Source organism: Desulfobacula toluolica Tol2 (genome assembly GCF_000307105.1).
Lineage (GTDB): Bacteria > Desulfobacterota > Desulfobacteria > Desulfobacterales > Desulfobacteraceae > Desulfobacula > Desulfobacula toluolica.
Genome location: NC_018645.1, coordinates 2,966,501 through 2,987,262, shown reverse-complemented (window position 1 = coordinate 2,987,262; position 20,762 = coordinate 2,966,501). Strand labels below are relative to the sequence as shown.

Sequence of the window (20,762 nt, the reverse complement as noted above, 5' to 3'; positions counted from 1 at the left end):
GATTGCAAACAGGCCTTGTACCGGATCAAACTAGTATCGGATAAACCTTGAACTGGAGCAGAAACCATGGACAGAGAATATGAAAACAAAATTGTTTTGATCGTCAGGGAAACCAGGCTGGACGATTTGATTCTTAGGTATAACACCCTTGGCCAGGCACAGTTTTATATTGAGCATCTCGGCGCAGATTTTTCCGATTATCTTGTTGAGGATAAAATTTATAAATCGTCTGTGTCCAGAGCCAGGCAAATATTAACCAGATTTGGGAGAGTCCAGGTTCTGCATCGCAGATTCGTTCCAGATTTTATTTTCGGAAACAAAGATTTGATCGTTGTTCTCGGACAGGATGGATTGGTGGCCAATACAATGAAGTATCTTGATAATCAGTATGTAATTGGTGTGAATCCAGATCCTGAAAGATGGGACGGTGTACTCCTGCCGTTTCAGGTATCTGATCTGGAACAGATTGTTTTAGAAGTTTTTGCAGGAAAAAGACCGATATCCACAATCACCATGGCCAAAGCCTCACTCAGTGACGGGCAATCACTATGTGCCGTCAATGATTTTTTTATCGGCGCACAAACCCATGTATCCGCCAGGTACACAATTTCGATCAACAACAGAACAGAGGATCACTCATCCAGCGGCATAATCGTTTCCACCGGTCTTGGTTCCAGCGGATGGCTTAAAAGTATTCTCACCGGTGCTGCGGGAATCACCAGTGCCGCAGGAATCAAAAGTGCAGTTGCTCAAAGCAGCCTGTCTTTCGATTCAGATCTCAAATGTGACTGGGACACTGATCACCTGTATTTTTCAGTCAGAGAACCCTTTCCAAGCAAAACTACGTCCACAGATCTTGTGTTTGGAGAAATTACCCGGCAGGAACCCATGATATTGCTTTCAAAAATGCCGGGTAACGGGGTCATTTTCAGTGATGGTGTTGAAAATGATTATCTTAAGTTCAATTCCGGTATGACCGCCAAAATCACTTTGTCGGACAAATGCGGTCATTTCATCGTTTGATCAACTCAATCTGCTTTTCATGGGCTGTGAAGGTTTTTTTAGATATTTGAAGCATCAATTTTCTCAAAATAAAAAAGGTGAAAAACAAGGATAAATTTATTGTGCGGCCAATCAAGATTGTGTATTTTTCTCGCTCCTGATTTTATAAAACTTAAATATTCCTTGAAAAATTTCCATACGTTCAGATATAAAAAGGGACAATAATTGCTCCATGTCCGTCTAAAAAGAATATAGTCAGGGGCAAAGGCCTGAAGGCGTAAAAAACAGGTCATATCTTTAAAAAAATAAGGATGAAGACAAACAAGATGAAATTTTTTCAGTCCATATTCTCCATGGTTATTATCGCACTCATACTTGCCTGCCAGAGCATCTGCTTTGGTCAGGACAACCGGTCTATTATCAGACATACCTCAAGCCTGAATCATAAAAGTGGAAAATTAGGTATTTATCGGGCGCTGATTATCGGTATCCAAAATTATGATGATCCCAAAATTGATGATTTAAAAACCCCGTTAAACGATGCAAAGGCAATGGCAGAGATTCTGGAAAACCGATATGGGTTTAAAATAAACAGGAAAACAGATCTGCTGCTGGATAAAAAAGCCACCAAAAAAGCCATTTATAATGCCTTAAGGAAAATTACCCATACAGCAAAGCCGGAAGACAGTATCCTTATTTATTATGCCGGTCACGGGGATATTGACAGGACGTTGAATGACGGCTGGTGGATACCTGTGGATGCCAAAGGCGGAGATCCCTTCACATACCTGGATAATACCATGGTTCAAAAAGTAATGAAGAACATAAAATCAAAGCATGTTCTGTTAATCTCGGATTCATGTTATTCCGGCACTCTTTTTGGCCGGGCCAGGGCCATGCCCACCGTGATAGATGATAAATATTACCTTAACCTGTACAATGAACAAAGCCGGTGGGGCATGACTTCGGGCAATAAAACCCCGGTTTCGGATTCCGGCAGCCGGGGGCATTCCGTATTTGCATATCAATTGATCAAAAAACTGGAAAAAAATACAAGACCCTATATTTCCACCCGGGAGATCTACACGGACATTGCACCGATCATAGCCAATAATTCAGATCAATCGCCTTTGTGTAATCCGATCAAGGGAACCGGAGACATGGGCGGGGAATTTATTTTTGTTGCTCAGGGAACCACCACGATTACCACACCTGATGTTATTGTTGGCAGCAAAGGCAAACTGAGCATTATATCCGATCCTGAAGGAGCGGACATTTTTGTTGGTGGCAAATTCAAAGGCAGATCCCCGCTGGATATGGACAGTATTGAGCCGGGCGATTACAGGGTCAAAGCAAGGCTTGCAGGATATGATGCCATTGACAAAACAGTGAGGGTGAACAGCAGTCGGAAAGCAATGGTGACCTTTTATTTTGAAAAGAAAGAAACCAAAGGAAGACTCTATGTCACCACCCGGCCCGACGGCAGCATCATCAAAATCCTTAACATCAAATCCGGGTATGTCCAGGGCATGGAACTTGCGGCAGGGCAATATACTGTACGGGTGTCAAAAACAGGGTATGCTCCTAAGACCCAAACCGTGCGGATTGCCGAAGGAGAAGGGGTGGATTTGTATGTTGAGCTTGAAAAAGAACGGGTGGTATCTTCGGAACCCGGTCCCGGTGACACTTGGACAGATCCTGTCACCGGTATGGAGTTTGTCTGGGTGCCGGGCGGGTGTTTCAATATGGGGCAGACCCAAGAGGAAAAGCAGTATTTGATAAAAGAAGTGGGCAAGGAAAATTATGGAAAATGGTATAATGATGAGGTTCCCCGCCATGAGGTCTGTGTGGACGGTTTCTGGATGGGAAAATATGAGGTGACCAATGGGCAATACCGGCGGTTTAAATCAGGTCATGACAGCAAAGAGTATGAAGGTGTTAATCTGAACAGCAGCGACCAGCCTTTAGTGATGATATCCTGGGATTATGCTAAAGCTTTTGCAAAGTGGTTGGGCCGGGAAGCAGGACAAAGCTTTGTTTTGCCCACCGAAGCCCAATGGGAGTATGCAGCCAGGGGCGGGACCACCACCATACGGTTCTGGGGGGATGGTCCTGACCAGGCATGCAGGTACGCTAATGTCCATGATGTGACCTCAAAAAAGCAATTTTCAAATTTTACCTGGCTGAATCACAATTGCAATGACGGGTTTGCAGCAGCAGCTCCTGTGGGTAGTTTTTTACCAAATGATTTCGGCCTTTATGACATGCTGGGCAATGTCTGGGAGTGGTGCGAAGATGTGTATGATGAAAATGCCTATTCAAAGCATGGCCGTAATAATCCTGTGGTGATTTCCGGTGGGTCTTCCCGCGTGTGCCGTGGCGGTGGCTGGCTCGGCAGCCCCGGGGGCGTGCGTGCGGCGTACCGTGACGGGGATTCTGCTGATAGCCGCCTCAGTGGCCTGGGTTTTCGGCTCTGTCTTCCCCAAGTCCGGCAGTAGAAACAGTCAGAGCGGTCAAGGCATCCGGCCAGGATGGCCCGTACCCTGGAGCAGGCGCAGCAGCGGAAGGGTCGGGGCATCATGGTCCGGATGCCGGTCGGGCGCTGAAAAAAAGGAGCAGTTGAAGACACCAAAAATTCCCGTTTCCCGACTATTCTGATTTCCTGATTCTCAAATGACTTTTTTCTTCTATTAATTTAATATTTTTCTGTTTTTCTTCCTCATTTTTGTAAAGAAATGCAATCTGGAAATCATAACCTCCTTTATCAATCACCGCCATTGAAATGCCTGTCAATTCCTCCATCTGTTCGGCAAATCCTGTTGCAGATGTCCGGGTTTGAAAAGGTCCCCAAAATATGTGTTGTTCATGGGTTTGTAAAACTTCATCCATGACTTGCAATGGTTCTTCTTTTTCACCGGAAAGAATTGATGTCCCGGAATCTTGCACAGATGATTCAAGTAACGGGATGCTGGCTTTTGTGTCAATGGGTATTTCAATATTTGCAACTGCATCATTTTCAACTGAATCATCAACGTCATGACTGCCGATAGCTCCATCAATATCGCTGTCCATCGCTTCAGTCGCCCTGATTTCCTGTCGGCCTGATTGCTGCACAAGCTTGTCTGAGTCTTCTATCCCTGGAGAAACCATATCTTTTTTTGGGGGGGTATCAATGCCTGGAAAAAAGAAAACAAAAATCACAATACATACGATCGCCAACATACTGCCTATGATCATACCTGATATTCTATTCATATTATTTTTCCTTTTTTTATATGAAAGAACTTTTAAATTGCTAAATTAAATGTCTTTCATTATTTGTTGTGGTAGAGTGATCTGCCATGGCCGTTATATGAAAGTCTTTGAAAACCAACGTGTGACTTTCATGCTTTGTCGTGGGCAAACCTGAATGAAAAACCAGGTATGCCCGTGACTGTTTTTTTTCATCAAATCAAATAAATTTTATTATGGAACATGCCGGATTGTTTTTACCTGCCAGTCAAATTGTCCCTGATACTTTTGTTGCATTGTCTTAAAGTATTTTTCCAATGATACTTTTGTGTAGTCTCCTTTGCTGGAAAACCTGGAGTCATCCTCGTCACAGATCCCCTTTAAAAGCCTGATCCTGCTTTCAAATGATTTGATTATTTGAGGATTGTTTTTACCGGACTCATTTATAATGACTACATATACCCGCTCCTCACCCGGTATCCCCAACAGATCAAGTGCCTGTACCCCTTGATCGGAAAAGGGTGGAAAGCGAAAAGAGTTGCCAGGGGAAATGTAGTTGTCAAATTCTTTAAAATCTTCACATTGATTGGGAAAAAGCAGGGTCAAATCTTCTTGGGAATCCTGATTGATAAAATAAATATTCCCCCCTTTGGCCGTTATCAGTTCCAGAGCCACACAAGCGTTTGAGGAGATTGCATCCCCTTGTGTCAATTCTTTTTCCCCGGAAAGCCAGGGCGTATTTGTGCTGCACAGGGCTGAAGCCAAAGGGGTCAATATTTTAAAGGATTCAATAAGAGGTTTTTGCATCAGATCTCTTTCATTCAGGTCTCTCTCATTTCCGGGCAAAATATCCTGGGCAGGCTCTGAAATATCCGCTTCAATCTCTCTTTCATCAATACTGGAAGATTGCCCGGAAGATTGTCTTGTCCGATAGTCTTGAGGTATTGATACATAGGCTTCCGTGCTTGTCCCCCTCATGGTATCAATACCCTCTTTATCTTTTGCAGAGACCCAGAATTGATAAAGAGTATCGCTGATCTGATGCACTTGGGTTTTTATTATGATATTGGCATATTCCGGGTCTTGAGTGATTCTGATTTCATTAAACTTGTCAAGATAGTTATATACCAGGGGTATGGCAGTGGAAAAAAAAGCAATGTCATGGTTTGTTCCTGATTCCGGATAAATGACAACCTGATCAATTGTGCGTTCTTTTAAGAGGCAGGAAAGATTGCGGGCAAGATAGGAGGCAAATAGATCTGGCTGATCCTCCCTGAATGGCTGTGGCCGCAGTCCTGTCAGGTATTGATCCGTTTTTTTGCGTTTCATGGCATCAAGTTCTTTTTCAGATGGTTTACCTTTCCAGGAGACAAAGAAGTTTTCCTCCCATTTTTCCTCTCCTGGGTTCAGGGCACCCACTTTTACTGTGAGCTGCTGATTTACTGGTGTCATTCCGATATCAAGGCCAATGTAATAAGAAATCTTTCTCATATCACTGCAGTTGACATCACGGAGGGTTCTGTGGTGTTCCCATGGTTTGGCGGAAGGCCGCCAGACAATTTCCACACCCGGAGATGATTTGAGTACCTCCAGAACCCTGGTGCGGATCTGAAGGGTAAGATCATCAATTTCAGATTTTATATTATCCCCTTTCATGGCCACAATAAAAAAAGGTTCACCTTTAAATTTGGGATGTTTTCCCATTTTTTGAGCAATATATGGGGCAAGTTCCCGGTCCACCCAGGTGAAAAGCGGTATGGAAGATTGCATTCTGTCCATACTGTTGTTTCCTGTAGTAAGGGATGTACATCCGATACCGGACAGCATGATGAATGTCATTAATGCTATGACCCGATATTCAGCTTGATGGTGTGTTCTCATGTCTTGTTTCTCCTGTTAATAATAATAATGATCCTCTGTTGCAATGTCAGGTGATACAGATACATTTTAAATGCAGCCATAGTATAGTTAAGGACATATTATAATAATTTATACGGACACATTAGAAAAAATCATATCCTTTTTTTATTTGATAATTAAATCTACTTACTGTAATTGTATTGGATCAATTTTACAGCAATAAAATATAGTAATCAAAATTTCAGAACCTACAATTTGGATAAATCCATTATGAGTGAGCCAGCAACTGAGTTACTATCAAAAAAAAATATTGAAAATATTGAGAAAAAATGCCGGTATAATTTTTCAGATGAAAATGAAAGCCATGAATGTTTTAACTATATTATGGATGCGTTAAAAGACAATGATTATAAACGATTGAGGTCGTTTTGCAACAAAAGCAGTCCAGCAACATACATTAATGTGATTTGCAACAACCTGGTTATTGATTTTAAACGAAAAAAATATGGCAAAAGACGTTTTCCTGCAGCTGTGTCAAAAATGGGAAAATGGGCTGAAGCCGTGTACAGATATGTGTGTTGGCAAAAATTTACATATGATGATGCTTTTGATTTTCTCAAGGCGGATAATCTGTTTTCAGGTACTTATGAAGAATATTTGCATAAAATTGAACCCTTTGGCAAAGTTAGGTGCAGGGAGAATCCTCAATTTGTTATGCTTGAAAAATATTATGAAAATTTCAAAAAGAATAATAACCCTGTAAAAAATAACAATCTTATGAATTTGAATCCATTGGATCAGATAATTGAACAACTGGAATTGGAACAAAGAACGACAGCCCTTGCCGTTATATCGAAAATTACGTCAACCCTGACGGAAAATGAACGTTTCATCATTGATAAAGTGTATGGCAGCAATATGACCTTAAAAAGTATCGCACGGACACTTGGTATCACAGAGGCTAAAATGAGAACAAAGCGTAAAGAACTTTTATTAAAATATAAACAAGCGTTACATTCAAAAGGCATTAGAAAATTTTGATCTGTCCGTATATGTTTTTATATGAAACTTTTTTAAACTATATTTTTAAGTTTCATGCTTTGTTGTGGGCAAACCAGGGTTAAATATCCGATCAGTGCGTGGCAGTTATTATAAGATCAGATATATGATGATCAAACATATTATGATCAAAGAAGAAAGAGGTCAAAATGAATAAATGGATAAAAAAAATATTTGCTTCATACAAGGAAAATTTATCACCACCTGCTGACTGTGATATTACGGACGAAGAGATGGCGGCTTTTATTGACGGCCGTATATATGACGCAGATCGAGATAAGATTATTTATCACCTTAACCGGTGTCAAAAGTGCAGTGACCTGCTGGACAATACTCTTACAGACCTTGAACTTGAGAATAGCAAAATAAAAAAAACACACATGGGGCGTATGAAACCGCTGTATTCCCTTGCAGCATCAATTCTTTTGATGATCATCGTGGGAGGGGGCTTGTTCTATAACCATTCAAGGAAAATTGGAAATCCTGATATTCTTAATTTTACTATTCTTCTGGACAGTGAAATTAAGGCTTTGCTGCTGGAAAACAGTGAGGTGAAATGGCATACGCCTGCTAGGATTCAAAATCTTCAATCCATTCTTCAATCAAAAGGAATGGAGGTGGGAGAACTCAATGGAGTGGTCATGGAGTCTGCGTACTTTAAGACCAAATCTTTTTTTAAGGTTGAAGAAGAAGTTGTAATCCGTATTGAAAAGGGGATTGCATATATCAAAGTAAAAAAAAGAGATCCCTCTTTCTGATTTGTCCGTATGAATTTTTTGAATACCGGATAGAAACATGTGTGACATCTTTTAACACAACTCAAAAATTTTAAAGGAAAATGAAATGAAAGAAAAAATCAAGGATTTTAATTCAATCAATTGTCCATATCACGATTATACCAGGAAAAACAATGATCAGGAAAAAAGAATTTCAAATGTTTTGTGCTACAGCCTTTTACTGCTGTTACTGGTACTGATTTTTCAGTCAGCAGCATATGCTACCAATGAACCGGCTTTAAGGCTTTTTCCCACCAATGTGGTTGAAAACCTTAAACAGACTGGTGCAGCGGCAAAATCAATGGAATTGAACCTTCAGGATGTTATCAGAGATCTTGAAACCCAGATGGAATTGTTCAATAGCAGCAAATGCGAGGGTTCCGAAGCAGATGAGGGATGTTCCGAGCTTACCCGGCAGTTGGGAGAAACTTATCTGGAAATGCTTGATAAAATTTCAGAGCAGCTGCCGGCCATGGAACAATCTGTTGCCGGCACTCGGAACAGTCTTAAAAAAAGAATACAGATAGAACTTGGCCGGAAAATGTCTCCAAGACAGCTTCAGGAGATGATCCATGGTGATGATGCAAAGAAAAGAAATCTTACGGAAAAAAGAAGAACGTCCGGAAGACTTAGGTTCAGTGAAAAATTCAAACAGTATCTGGAACTGGTTTCCATGGCTTCAAGGCCTGGAGGTGGCGGTTCTCTGGCTGTAGTCGCCTCAGAGATCTATATGGATACCGAAGAAGTAGTGAATCTGATTGCTTTAATACAAGATGAGATCGGGCGAGCCCGCTTGATGACGGAACTCAATCAGACCTTTGGTGCATTGACCCCGGAAATGGTAGGCATGGTATCCGGTGTAAAGGCCATACTCTTTGGTGAGGAAATTGATACAAAAGGCCATCTGCCGGATTCATCAAACCCTGCCTCTCCTGAAAATTTTAAAAGTCCATTGGAGTATTAATCCTAAACAGTAAAAGCAACCTGATATAAATGCAATACAGCAAGGAGATAACAATATCATGAGTACAAAAATCAATACCTGGAATACAAGAACCAATACCGGAACAATTTGTACAGCCCTGTTTATTTTTTTGGCTCTATCTTTGTCGGCCATGATGGTGACAGGATGCCAAACCGCTGACCCCAAACCTGTTACCAGCCATTCGTGCATCCTGCCGAAAACGAACAATCTTGAACAGGCCATTGCCATGACGAAAATAGATCTGGGGTTTGAAAATTGCACATACAAGTTTGAAAATTATTTTGAAAATCTGTTAACCATTGGTGCGGGTGATCCTGACATCTCCAATAAAGAGAAATTCAGCGATTTTCTTATGTGGTGCAACAATGAGGGATTGCTGACCAAGATACAGGCAAAAAAATATTATAATCAATATTTTAACACTCTGTTTGCCGCATTACCTGCAGATTATAATGTCTGCTCCATCTGTCCTGACAAAGAGTCATTAATTCAAGACATGGAAAAGGAACTTTCCATGAAAGAGAAAGGGCTGTTGAAAGTTGCAGGAGATAAAGACACTTATTACAAAGCCCATGAACAGTTTGAAACCATGGTTTTTCTCCTTGATTCAACATGTAAGGCATGTGATCCTGAAGGTATGTGATCTGAAATGAGAAAAAATCAAAAATTCATACAGGGGATGATATTGGGGATTACGGCAACGGTGCTGCTATCTTTGTGCATAATTTATTTGCTGAATATGCAGGGTATGGTGGTTATTTCAGTGGCTTTTTTCCCGGATATTCAAAAATTTTTGAACTGGGCTTTTAATAACCTGCGTCTTTCTATGATTCCTTTTCTCCTTTTTTTTCTTCTTTATCTGAAGGATTTACTTGAGTTGAAAAAGATTCTTAAAAACAATACCACTCCCCTGGTTCAAGTCAGTCAAAAAGAGCATCTCGTGGATATCTGGATCAATATTTTTTTCGGGGTGGGCGTCATATGGACCGCAATTGGTATGCGCGGTGCCCTGATGAACGGGCTGGGAAACCTGAATGCAGCAACAGCAGCAAGCCAGGGAGCGTTCACCATATTGGAACGCCTGGTTAACGGAGGTATACTTTTAGCCCTTTCCACCACAATTTTTGGTGGGGTGGGCGGATATCTCATGCGGGTTGGCAAAGCTTTTGTTTTGGGCTATGAGCTTCGGAGCTTTTATAATGCAGCAGCAGATGTGGAATCTGAAACCGTTCTTGGAACACTGGAGAGAATTGAACATCATCTCTCCATACTTTCCCATGGCGTTTCCGATGCCGTTTCCGGTGCCGTGTCAGGCGGCGAGTCTGGTGGAGTGTCCGGTTCAAAAAAAACGAAAAACAGTATGAAAAAAGCGGAGGATTATGACTTTCCTTCAGGGTAAAAAAGGATACCTGCTTTCATTAAACACTCCTGCTACAGACGAGGCAGATGCTTTGCAGGCTGACGTCATGCGTTTCATGGCGATTCTTGGTTTCTGCCTTCTGGTGATTTTTTCCCTGGTTCAAACTCTCCCGGTTCAAAAATCTGATCCCAGGCCCGATCTTGTCAGCACTGAAACCCTCACCAATCAGATAAAAGCACTGAAGAATGAGATTATGGACTTGAAACAAAAAACTCAAGCCATTGCATCTATTGCTGTTACAATACATAAAGACCTTACAAAACAAAAACAAATCATCCAGCGCATAGATGATTCAAAACAGGAGTTGAAGAAGAGTGAAGCACGTTTAAACAGTCTAAAACTGGAAATCCGGGAAAATCAAAGAGCGTTATCCATGATTCAACAGGATGCAGACAAAGAGAAACAAAACCTTGATAAAATAAAGGCGGAACTGGATAAGATAAAGCAAAGTTTAAGTCAGTCTGATGAAAAACCGTCCGACAATGAAGTTTCTGACGTGGAAAGCGACACAAAAGAAGTTGGATTTTCTCTCCACTTTAAAAACGATGAGACACTGACTCGTCTGGTTCGGCAAAAAAAAGTCACTTTTTACGGTATTGCCGGTAAAAAAGCCTGGAAAGTATTGTATGTCAAGGGAACCCCCGTGTTTAAACTCACTCCCATACCCACAAAATATTATGAAATGATGCCTTCCACTGTGCCGTCCTTATTTAGTATGGCGTTTTCCAGAAATGTCGCTGCCTTTGGCGATCATACCGTAAAATGGGGTGTAACACTTCCGGAATCTGTTGGAAAGCAGATCGCAGGGATCATGGAAAATCATAAAAATGGTGATATGGTTATTGATGATGCCGGAGGTGTGCTGCTGGAAAGAATTCAAAAATAAGGAGTGTTGAACTATGAAGGCAAGTAGCGTACTGGTTCTTTTTGTCATGTTTTTTTTATTTTTCCATGCGCCCAAAGCATTTGCCCGTCTGGAAATTGATCAAAGGGATTATAATCAAGCCTGGAAAAATTATCTGGCCGGGGACAGCAGTAAAAAACCGGATAGAATCTACCAGTATGAAGATTGTTTTAAAAAAGCGGCTCAAGAGAATGATCTGCCTTTCTCCCTTGTTCTTGCAGTGGCAAGAGGCGAGTCTTTTTTTAATCCCAAAGCCATGTCAAAAAAAAGCTGTTATGGAATTATGCAGATTCAATGGCCCGGTACGGCAAAGGATATGGGCATTACATCACTGACAGACCTTATGGACCCATGCAAAAATATTGCTGCAGGTGCAAAGTATCTGCGCCTGCTAATGAACCGGTATGATGATAATATCCACCTGGCACTGGCAGGTTACAACCATGGTCCCGGAGCCATTGGAAAAAATCCTTCCGTGGATGATATCCCAGAAGGGGCCCAATGGTACAGCGGCTATATCCACCATCACCTTGAAAAAATATTGAAAAAAAACGTTCCAGCGGGAAAACCCATAAAAATTACACCTGGTTATCCGGAACAGAAATTGGAAATCATCGCCTTTAACCAGCCTTACCGGGCTAAAGGATTTTATGATACCATCCAGGCCAGGGCATCGTCCATTAATCTGGACTGGTTCCGATCTGGCCCGGGACGGTTTCAGGTGGTCATGCTTTACAACAGCGATGCTGAGCTGAATAGCGGCCTTCAGGTTTTGAATGACCTTGGATTTAAAAATAATTGATAATTGATAATGGAGAATTGATAATTAAGGAAGTTGGACATTTTATAATGGAAAATTTGGGGGTTGGGATGGGTGATTCGGGCGAGTTTGTTTCCATTTATTTTATTTCCTGTCTTTTTTTGCTGATATAGTATCGAATATCAATAGTGGTAATAACTTTTCCATTCTCCATTAAAAAATCAAAATAGATCTTCGTCCTAAATTCTAAATTCTAAATTCTAAATTCTAAATTCTCAATTCTCAATTCTCAATTCTCAATTATCCCTAACTGCTATAGGAAAATCAGAAATAGTATCAGGTTTGGAAGTAGTGGGGGTTTGTCGTCCCCCGGTCAGTTCTTTTACCCGTTCGGCCACATAGAGTGTAAGTTCGCTTATACTGATTTTTTTATCCTTGTGATAGTCGGCTTTTCCGGAAAGACCTTCCACCAGGGCTTTGGTAAAAGCACCGTTTTGCCAGGCGTCATTTTCCAGGGAATACTGTTTTCCAGAAGATGAAGTAAATACCACAATACCGTTTTCGGCAGTGGAAAGGTCATTGGCTATCTGGTTAATATCGGCGGGTGTTCCCCGCTGTTTAGCCCCGCTTGCTTTAGTTCCCATTACATTACCGGAATGACAGGTGTCGATAAAGAAAAGCACTTTGCCCGGAAGCCCCTTGATTGTATCTTTTATGGCAGAGTAAGAAACCCCGGTACGTTTGAGGCGATCCAGGTTGGCATTGGCCGGCAGATAATAATAATTGCCGTTCCTGTCGTTTAACCCGTGGCCTGCCAGGAACACAGCCGCCACATCCAGATCAGTAGTCTCTTTTTCTATCCAGTCCAGGCCGTCCATGACATCGTCCCGGGTGGGATTGGAAAAAACTTTACTCACCACATCCCGGTAGATACCGCCTTTCTGGTTTTTAAAGACAGCGGCAATATCCCGGGCGTCCTTGGATGGATAGCCCAGGCACAGATCTTTATCGTCATATTGAGAGGTTCCCATGGCCAGCACATAGAGTTTGGGTTTGATGACAAATTCGTCTTGGCCTTTCCAGCGTAGCTTCACTGTTGCAGGGTCACTGGCGCAGAACCTGTTTTCCGCAATAATGGACAGGGTGCAGTCCTTTGAAGGAATTGTGATGGTTATTTCCGCAGTGCCTTTTGTTTTTTTCCGCTGGATGTCTCTTTGACCCGTGGGCCTGCCGTCGATCAACACCTTGACATGGGTGACTGCTTCTCCGGACGGGGTTTGCACCCTGTACCGGACCTGCACGGTGTTGGATGAGATCTCATGGTTGTTTTGCGGCGACATGATTGAAACCACAGGGGGAAGCATCTGACGGATATCCAGATTTACGGGTTTGTTTTTCCTGTTTTTATCGGCATGGGCCAGTGCCTTGTCAAGGTCGTTGTAGGTGATGATGTTTTCAACCACGTCGGGCCGGTAAAACTTTGATGCAAACTTTGAAACCGGGTAAAAGCCCGGGGCATTGTCCTTGCCGTTATTGATATGCCAGCCCATGAGAGTATCGGCCCCGGGCGACGCATCATAATACCCGTCCGGGGTGGAAAGAATCCAGCGCTTGCCGTCGGTATGAACAAACAAAGACAGCAGCACTGCCCCGTCGCTCATGCGATACCAGCGGATTTGTCCGCCGTCATGGGCTGCCACGGCTGTTTTGCCGTTTCCTGCAATGTTGACGTTCCATGCCTCACCCGGAACCTGTGCCCGCCATTTTTGATTCCCGGCGGCATCCAGGGCATAAACAAAAAAGCTCGCACCCACCAGGATGGTGTTGTCATCCCCGATATCCACACTGCGGCTCATTTCATATTGATCAAGAAAATTTGTTTTTTTGCCGTTGATTTTTGGGGAATATGAATCTTTCCAGTCTGTTATAGTTATGGTTTTGTATTGATCCCGGTAGTGTTCAAAGCGTTGATCAGACGGTTTGAGTTCCCTGGTTTTGATGCTGAAGGTAAGGGCTTTTCCAACCAAGGGTTTGAATGAGATTTCACCGGCATCATGGCTGATGGTGAAATATTCAAACCGGTCTCTATTTCTAAAATTCGACACTTCTCCCCGGTTATAAAAAATCTTTTCTCCCGCAGGTTTATACCTGCCCATATCCGGTTGAGTACCTGCTACCAGGATGGACTTGTCGGCAAGGGGTTTGATGTCAATGACCAAGTTACCTGCCGCCTTAAAATCGATAAAAGCCCCTTTGCCGTCTTTGGACCATCTGCGGATGCAATTCCACCAGACACCGTCAATAATTTTCTTATAAGACCCGCCTCCGTAAAGATACCTGCCCTGGCCAAAAGTGAGAGAAAAAAGCCTTTTATCCCAGGTATCGGCATCCTTGTTATCCGGGCGGTAAAGAAGTTCAAGGTTTTTTGCGCTGAACACTTCCACAGTTCCAGAGTCATTGTATCCCACGGCAAGTTTTTCATTGTCCAAGGAAAAGGCAATGGAATATGGCTGCTTCCCGCCACTTGTTTTTACTTTTTTAATCCGGTTAAAGGCGGTGTCATATAGGCGGATATATCCGTCAAAACATACGGATGCAAGCCTGCCCTTGTTGTCAAACGCCAGGTTGTAAGAATCTGATCCATAGTCGGTGTCTTGTTTGTACAGGGTGAATTCAGGGCCTGATCGTTTAAAGATCCGTATGCCCTGATCCCTGCCAAGGGCGGCGGCAAAAATTGTGTTGGAGTAAAACTCAAGGTCGTTAATCACATTTTCCATACCGGCAATCCGCTGGATCATCTCTCCGGTTGCAGTGTTGAAAAGGTAGATGTTATGATTCCCTGAATTCTGATCGCTGCCTCGTGTCCACCCTCCGACAGCAGCGGTCCTGCCGTCTGAAGAAAGGGCGCAGGCAAACAGTTTTCCTTCATGTCCTTTTCCCACGGGTACCCTAAAGGTTTTTATCAGTCTGCCGTCATCGGCGTTCCAGAGCCTGGCGGTTTTATCGTCACTGCAGGTCAGGATAACCCGACCGGCAGCGTCGCTGCTGATTCTTCTCACTATTGCTGAGTGCATGTTCGTGTTCAGCCTGAGCATGGGCTTGGATGTGGGGGCGTTGGCAAAGGCTTTGGGTGCTGCTATTAGCAGCGAAATCAGCAATACAATTAATAATTGAGAATTGATAATGGATAATTGAGAATTAAGGAAGTTGGACATTTTATAATTTATAATTGAGAATTGATAATGGAAAATTGTGGAAGATATCCATTTTATAATGGAGAATTGGGGGTTGTGTATGGGTGATTCAGGTGTGTTCATTCTCATTTATTTTATCTCCTGTCTTTTTTTGCTGATTCAATACCGGATATCAATAATTTTAATAATTCTTCCATTCTCCATTAAAAAAAACCAAAATGGAGCTTCGTCCTCCTCAATTCTCAATTATCCATTCACAATTCTCAATTGCCCTTAAATGCAATCGGAAAATCAGGAACAGTATCAGGCTTAGCAGTAGTAGGGGTTTGCCTGCCGTTGGTCAGTTCTTTGACCCGTTCCGAGATATACAGATCCAGCATGTTTACCGTGATTTTTTTGCCTCTGTAAGCTGCTTTGCCGGATAATCCTTCCACCAGGGCCTTGGTAAAAGCCCCATTGCCCCATCCGCTGTCTTCAAGGCTGTATTGTCTGCCCGAGGAGGAAGCAAACACGATGACCCCGTTTTCCGTATGGGACAGCTCGTTGACAATGGCGGTGGTATCCATGGCACCTCCTCTGCGTCCCAGCACATTGCCGCTGAAACAGGTATCCATGAAAAACAGGGCCTTGCCGGCAATGTTGGAAACCGTGCTTTGGATTTCGCTGCCGGCAACCCCTGTACGTTTGAGTTTTTGCGTATTTGCATTCTGGGGCAGATAATAATAGGTGCCGTAGTCATCATTGACCCCGTGACCGGCCAGGAAAACCATGGCAATGTCTTTATCGGTTGTTTCTTTTAAAATCCAGTCCAGGCCGTCCAGGATATTGTCTTTGGTGGCATCCGCATCTGCAAGCAGCTTGACCACGACATCACGGTACAAAGACTCTTTTTGCTTTTGCAATGCCTCCAGTGCCCGGGTAAAATCCCTTGCATCCTTTGCTGCGTATCTCAAGACAAGGTTTTTTTCCTGATATCGGCTGACCCCCATGGCCAGTACATAGAGTTTGGGTTTGATGACAAACGCGTCTTGGCCTTTCCAGTGCAGCTTCACTGTTGCAGGGTCACTGGCGCAGAACCTGTTTTCCGCAATAATGGACAGGGTGCAGTCCTTTGAAGGAATTGTGATGGTTATTTCCGCAGTGCCTTTTGTTTTTTTCCGCTGGATGCCTCTTTGACCTGTGGGCCTGCCGTCGATCAACACCTTGACATGGGTGACTGCTTCTCCGGACGGGGTTTGCACCCTGTACCGGACCTGCACGGTGTTGGATGAGATCTCATGGTTGTTTTGCGGCGACATGATTGAAACCACAGGGGGAAGCATCTGACGGATATCCAGATTTACGGGTTTGTTTTTCCTGTTTTTATCGGCATGGGCCAGTGCCTTGTCAAAATCGTTGTAGGTGATGACATTTTCAACCACATCGGGCCGGTAAAGCTTTGATGCAAACTTTGAAACCGGATAAAAGCCCGGGGCATTGTCCTTGCCGTTATTGATATGCCAGCCCATGAGAGTATCAGCCCCGGGCGACGCATCATAATACCCGTCCGGGGTGGAAAGAATCCAGCGTTTGCCGTCGGCATGAACAAACAAAGACAGCAGCACTGCCCCGTCGCTCATGCGATACCAGCGGATTTGTCCGCCGTCATGGGCTGCCACGGCTGTTTTGCCGTTTCCTGCAATGTTGACGCTCCATGCCTCACCCGGAACCTGTGCCCGCCATTTTTGATTCCCGGCGGCATCCAGGGCAGAAACCGACCATTGCGCACCCACCAGGATGGTGTTGTCATCCCCGATATCCACACTGCGGCAAATTTCGTATTGATCAAGAAAATCTGTTTTTTTGCCGTTGATTCTGGGGGAATATGAATTTTCCCAGTCTGTTATAGTTATGGTTTTGTATTGATCCCGGTAGTGTTCAAAGCGTTGATCAGACGGTTTGAGTTCCCTGGTTTTGATGCTGAAGGTAAGGGCTTTTCCACCCAAGGGTTTGAAGGATATTTCACCGGCATCATGGCTGATGGTGAAATATTCAACCCTGTCTCTATTTCTAAAATCCGACACTTCTCCCCGGTTATAAAAAATCTTTTCTCCCGCAGGTTTATACCTGCCCATATCCGGCTGAGTGCCTGCCACCAGAATGGACCCGTCGGCAAGGGGTTTGATGTCTATGACCGTGTTACCTGCCGCCTTAAAATCAATAAAAGCCCCTTTGCCGTCCTTGGACCATCTGCGGATGCACTGCCACCAGGCACCGTCAATGAATTTTTGATAAGCCCCGCCCCCGTAAAGATACCCGCCTTGGCCAAAGGTGACTGACTCAAGCCTTTGATCCCTGGTATCGGCATCCTTGTTGTCCGGGCGGTAAAGAAGTTCAAGGTTTTTTGCGCTGAACACTTCCACAGTTCCAGAGTCATTGTATCCCACGGCAAGTTTTTCATTGTCCAAGGAAAAGGCAATGGAATACGGCTGCTTCCCGCCAGTTGTTTTTACTTTTTCAATCCGGTTAAAGGCGGTGTCATATAGGCGGATATATCCGTCAAAACATACGGATGCAAGCCTGCCCTTGTTGTCAAACGCCAGGTTGTAAGAATTTGATCCATAGTCGGTGTCTTGTTTGTACAGGGTGAATTCAGGACCTGATCGTTTAAAGATCCGTATGCCCTGATCCCTGCCAAGGGCGGCGGCAAAAATTGTGTTGGAGTAAAATTCAAGGTCTAAAATCACATTTTCCATACCGGCAATCCGCTGGATCATCTCTCCGGTTGCAGTGTTGAAAAGGTAGATGTTATGATTCCCTGAATTCTGATCGCTGCCTCGTGTCCACCCCCCGACAGCAGCGGTCCTGCCGTCGGAAGAAAGGGCGCAGGCAAACAGTTTTCCTTCATGTCCTTTTCCCACGGGTACTCGAAAGGTTTTTATCAGTCTGCCGTCATCGGCGTTCCAGAGCCTGGCGGTTTTATCGTCACTGCAGGTCAGGAAAACCCGACCGGCAGCGTCGCTGCTGATTCTTTTCACCATTGCTGCGTGCATGTTTGTGTTCAGCCTGAGCATGGGCTTGGATGTGGGGGCGTTGGCAAAGGCTTTGGGTGCTGATATTAGCAGCGAAATCAGCAATACAATTAATAATTGAGAATTGATAATGGATAATTGAGAATTAAGGAAGTTTACCAATTTATAATTTAGAATGGAGAATTGATAATGGATAATTGTGGAAGATATCCATTTTATAATGGAAAATTGGGGGTTGTGTATGGGTGATTCGGGTGTGTTTATTTTCATTTATTTTATTTCCTGTCTTTTTTTGCTGATACAGTATCGGATATCAAAAGTTTTAATAATTCTTCCATTCTCCATCAAAAAACTAAAGATGGATTTTCGTCCTTAATTCTCAATTATCCATTCTCAATTATCCATTCTCAATTAACCATTGCCCCTTTTTTTTGCTGATTTGATAATGGATATCAATAGTTTTAATAATTCTTCCATGTCGTTTTTAAGTGATATGAATTGATCTGCTTGGATATATTGAGTTCTATTCAGCAATAAAAGCCAATAATCGGTTTCATTGGCTTCTTTGAGTGCAATGGATAATTTGTGGATAAAATCCGCATTGCTTTCCGCATGTTGTGCTTCCCGAACCATAGCACCAATAGCCGTACCACTTCGTAAAACCTGCTTTGACAATACAAACTCTTTTTTTCTTGAAACAAGATGCTTATTTAAATTTACAATTCTTACCGCAAAATCGAAACTCTTTTCTAAAACAGCATTCTCCCGCATTCCACCCATTCTCAATTATCCATTCACAATTCTCAATTAATTAGAAACCAAATCATCCAAACCACAAGTCTGGGCATGGATAACAGCCGTTGCCCCTTGCCTGGCCTGCCGGATCATCTGCATCATTTCATCAAAAACAGGGTCATTCGGGTAAAAAGATTGGCCCATTATTTTAGAAAGGGTGGCAGGCAACTTTTTAAAGGCAAAAGTTTTGATAATTTCCAAACCGAAATCAGGCCCGCTGATTTCTCCGAAGTCATTGAGTAAAAGCTCTTTACCGGCGTTGATCCGGCCCAGTTCCTGGGTTTTATATGGGTACAGCACTGTTATTTCACCTGCGGAATCAATATTCACCATGAAAAGATAGCAGTCAGCCTCGGTTCGAAAACGGAACCCTATATCCGTGCCCTCTGGCAGTACGCCGGACGGGGTGATAAGGTCGGCAAAAATATTAAAATCACTTGTGGAATATTGATGGTTTACCAGATCCTTTAAAAGCCCACGCCTTGCGATGAGTTTTACCAATTGCTCATTATCGGTGACAGGCTGGCGCAGGATCGGCTGCCCGTTGGGCAGAAACAGGACATACCCGTTTTCTGCCCGGCCGACCCGGATATCAAAATTCCGGGATACGACTTCAATATTTTCAAAGGAAGACAGTTTTTTACAAATGCTGCCGGAGCGGGAGGGCAGTTTTATTTTTAAACTTGAGCTGGGTTGATATTGCCGGCAGGATTTGTCAATGGGTGTCCTTCTTTTATCGGCAAAAACAGCAGCATTCAACATAAGGTTGTCTTGTTCCGGGGAAGAGATCTGGGGAGTGTGTGAAAACTCTTCAAATACATGATGTTTTAAATATGCGTATAATTCTCCATAGGATACGGCATTATTATTATCAGTATCCGCACACCCGCTTTGCAGCCCTTGCAGCAGTCTGTTGGTCAGTGCGCCATGGGGTTTTCCATCAACCGTTTCAGATACTTTGGCATTAATCGCACCCAATGGGATATCTATGGCTTTTTCATTTTTGCCGGATGCAGAGATGTACAGGGTATTTCTGTAGGGATAGGCAGATGCGGCAGACAGCTCAAATTTTGTTGGTTCATCTTCTGCATTACCCATCAGGTCATCGGCAAAATCTTTTGTGGGTCGCATAGCTTCATGTTTGGAGATTTTCATGGGCGGCTGATTGTCAAGACTTGCAATGGCCCGAACACTGTACTGGGAATAACAGGCATCAAACACCGCAAATATCTGACGGTCTTTATCCAGTTGCGTTAATATGGGCCTGATATCCCGATTGCCGATAATCAGCCGGTCCAGACACTGTTTCAATGTGCCGGTATTGCTATAGTCATATGGCAGAAGCCCGCCTGTAAAAGGATCATCTCCCCATTTTTTTTCTGATGAATTCCAGGGGCTTGTACCATGACCGCTGAAGTAAATAAAAATAAAATCACCCCTGTCGGTCTTGTTTGAAAAATCACTCAGTTCAAAAAGAATGTTGGCCCGGGTAGCTTGCCGGTCGGTCAGGGTTACGATGTTTTCATTTGAAAAACCATACGTCCGGGTCAACAACTCTTCTAAGGCGGCAACATCGTTTACCGGCCCTTCCAGATCTTTTGCCTCGGCATAGTCCCGGATGCCAATCAGAAGGGCATGGCTGGCCGCAATGACCGGCGGCGGGGTAAGGTATAGTAAAACAGAACTCCAAAAAACCAAAACAAAAATTATTATTTTAAACATATCAACACCTCTCTAACCCTCCTCCCTCCACAATTCTCAATTC

The 20,762-nt window shown here is 43.4% G+C and carries 15 protein-coding genes; 9 read left to right on the top strand and 6 right to left on the bottom strand.

Features of this window, described 5'->3' with window-relative positions; translation table 11 throughout:
• Window positions 1–66: 66 nt before the first annotated feature.
• Window positions 67–1,023: a diacylglycerol kinase catalytic domain-containing protein gene (locus tag TOL2_RS13650; RefSeq protein ID WP_014958010.1), complete on the top strand. Its 957-nt coding sequence runs from the start codon at window positions 67–69 to the stop codon at window positions 1,021–1,023.
• Window positions 1,024–1,328: 305 nt separating this feature from the next.
• A complete protein-coding gene (locus TOL2_RS13640) occupies window positions 1,329–3,500 on the top strand; it encodes an SUMF1/EgtB/PvdO family nonheme iron enzyme (RefSeq protein WP_232507943.1) in 2,172 nt (723 codons plus the stop codon).
• 151 nt (window positions 3,501–3,651) lie between these two features.
• On the opposite strand, the gene TOL2_RS13635 is transcribed toward TOL2_RS13640, so the two are convergent.
• Window positions 3,652–4,257, bottom strand: coding sequence for a hypothetical protein (locus TOL2_RS13635; protein ID WP_014958007.1), 606 nt, complete (start codon window positions 4,255–4,257; stop codon window positions 3,652–3,654).
• A 210-nt stretch (window positions 4,258–4,467) separates the two neighbouring features.
• Window positions 4,468–6,114 carry a hypothetical protein gene (locus TOL2_RS13630; protein ID WP_014958006.1) on the bottom strand — a complete coding sequence of 549 codons (1,647 nt, stop codon included), beginning with the start codon at window positions 6,112–6,114 and terminating at the stop codon, window positions 4,468–4,470.
• A 249-nt stretch (window positions 6,115–6,363) separates the two neighbouring features.
• On the opposite strand from TOL2_RS13630, the gene TOL2_RS13625 reads away from it, so the two are divergent.
• The 7 genes from TOL2_RS13625 to TOL2_RS13595 all read left to right on the top strand — a co-directional run bounded on the left by TOL2_RS13625 (window position 6,364) and on the right by TOL2_RS13595 (window position 12,039).
• On the top strand, window positions 6,364–7,134 hold the full coding sequence (locus TOL2_RS13625; RefSeq protein ID WP_014958005.1) for a sigma-70 family RNA polymerase sigma factor: 771 nt from the start codon (window positions 6,364–6,366) through the stop codon (window positions 7,132–7,134).
• A 167-nt stretch (window positions 7,135–7,301) separates the two neighbouring features.
• The gene (locus TOL2_RS13620; protein WP_014958004.1) at window positions 7,302–7,910 is read left to right on the top strand and encodes an anti-sigma factor; all 609 of its coding nucleotides are present in this window, start codon (window positions 7,302–7,304) and stop codon (window positions 7,908–7,910) included.
• Window positions 7,911–7,995: 85 nt separating this feature from the next.
• On the top strand, window positions 7,996–8,892 hold the full coding sequence (locus TOL2_RS13615) for a hypothetical protein (RefSeq protein WP_014958003.1): 897 nt from the start codon (window positions 7,996–7,998) through the stop codon (window positions 8,890–8,892).
• Window positions 8,893–8,950: 58 nt separating this feature from the next.
• Entirely contained in the window at window positions 8,951–9,556 is a 606-nt protein-coding gene (locus TOL2_RS13610; RefSeq protein WP_014958002.1) for a hypothetical protein, read from the top strand.
• Between the two features lie 6 nt (window positions 9,557–9,562).
• Window positions 9,563–10,312: a hypothetical protein gene (locus TOL2_RS13605; protein ID WP_014958001.1), complete on the top strand. Its 750-nt coding sequence runs from the start codon at window positions 9,563–9,565 to the stop codon at window positions 10,310–10,312.
• On the top strand, window positions 10,293–11,219 hold the full coding sequence (locus TOL2_RS13600) for a hypothetical protein (RefSeq protein WP_014958000.1): 927 nt from the start codon (window positions 10,293–10,295) through the stop codon (window positions 11,217–11,219). Before TOL2_RS13605 ends, TOL2_RS13600 begins: the two co-directional genes overlap by 20 nt.
• A 13-nt stretch (window positions 11,220–11,232) precedes the next feature.
• Entirely contained in the window at window positions 11,233–12,039 is an 807-nt protein-coding gene (locus TOL2_RS13595; RefSeq protein ID WP_014957999.1) for a lytic transglycosylase domain-containing protein, read from the top strand.
• A gap of 254 nt (window positions 12,040–12,293) precedes the next feature.
• Here TOL2_RS13595 and TOL2_RS13590 read toward each other — a convergent pair whose 3' ends face one another.
• The 4 genes from TOL2_RS13590 to TOL2_RS13575 all read right to left on the bottom strand — a co-directional run bounded on the left by TOL2_RS13590 (window position 12,294) and on the right by TOL2_RS13575 (window position 20,719).
• Window positions 12,294–15,320: a caspase family protein gene (locus tag TOL2_RS13590; protein WP_014957998.1), complete on the bottom strand. Its 3,027-nt coding sequence runs from the start codon at window positions 15,318–15,320 to the stop codon at window positions 12,294–12,296.
• Window positions 15,321–15,454: 134 nt separating this feature from the next.
• Window positions 15,455–18,472, bottom strand: a complete 3,018-nt coding sequence (locus tag TOL2_RS13585; RefSeq protein ID WP_014957997.1) for a caspase family protein — start codon at window positions 18,470–18,472, stop codon at window positions 15,455–15,457.
• Window positions 18,473–18,613: 141 nt separating this feature from the next.
• The gene (locus TOL2_RS13580) at window positions 18,614–18,982 is read right to left on the bottom strand and encodes a four helix bundle protein (RefSeq protein WP_014957996.1); all 369 of its coding nucleotides are present in this window, start codon (window positions 18,980–18,982) and stop codon (window positions 18,614–18,616) included.
• Between the two features lie 27 nt (window positions 18,983–19,009).
• Complete coding sequence (locus TOL2_RS13575) at window positions 19,010–20,719, bottom strand: caspase family protein (protein WP_014957995.1); 1,710 nt, start codon at window positions 20,717–20,719, stop codon at window positions 19,010–19,012.
• Between the last annotated feature and the right edge of the window lie 43 nt (window positions 20,720–20,762).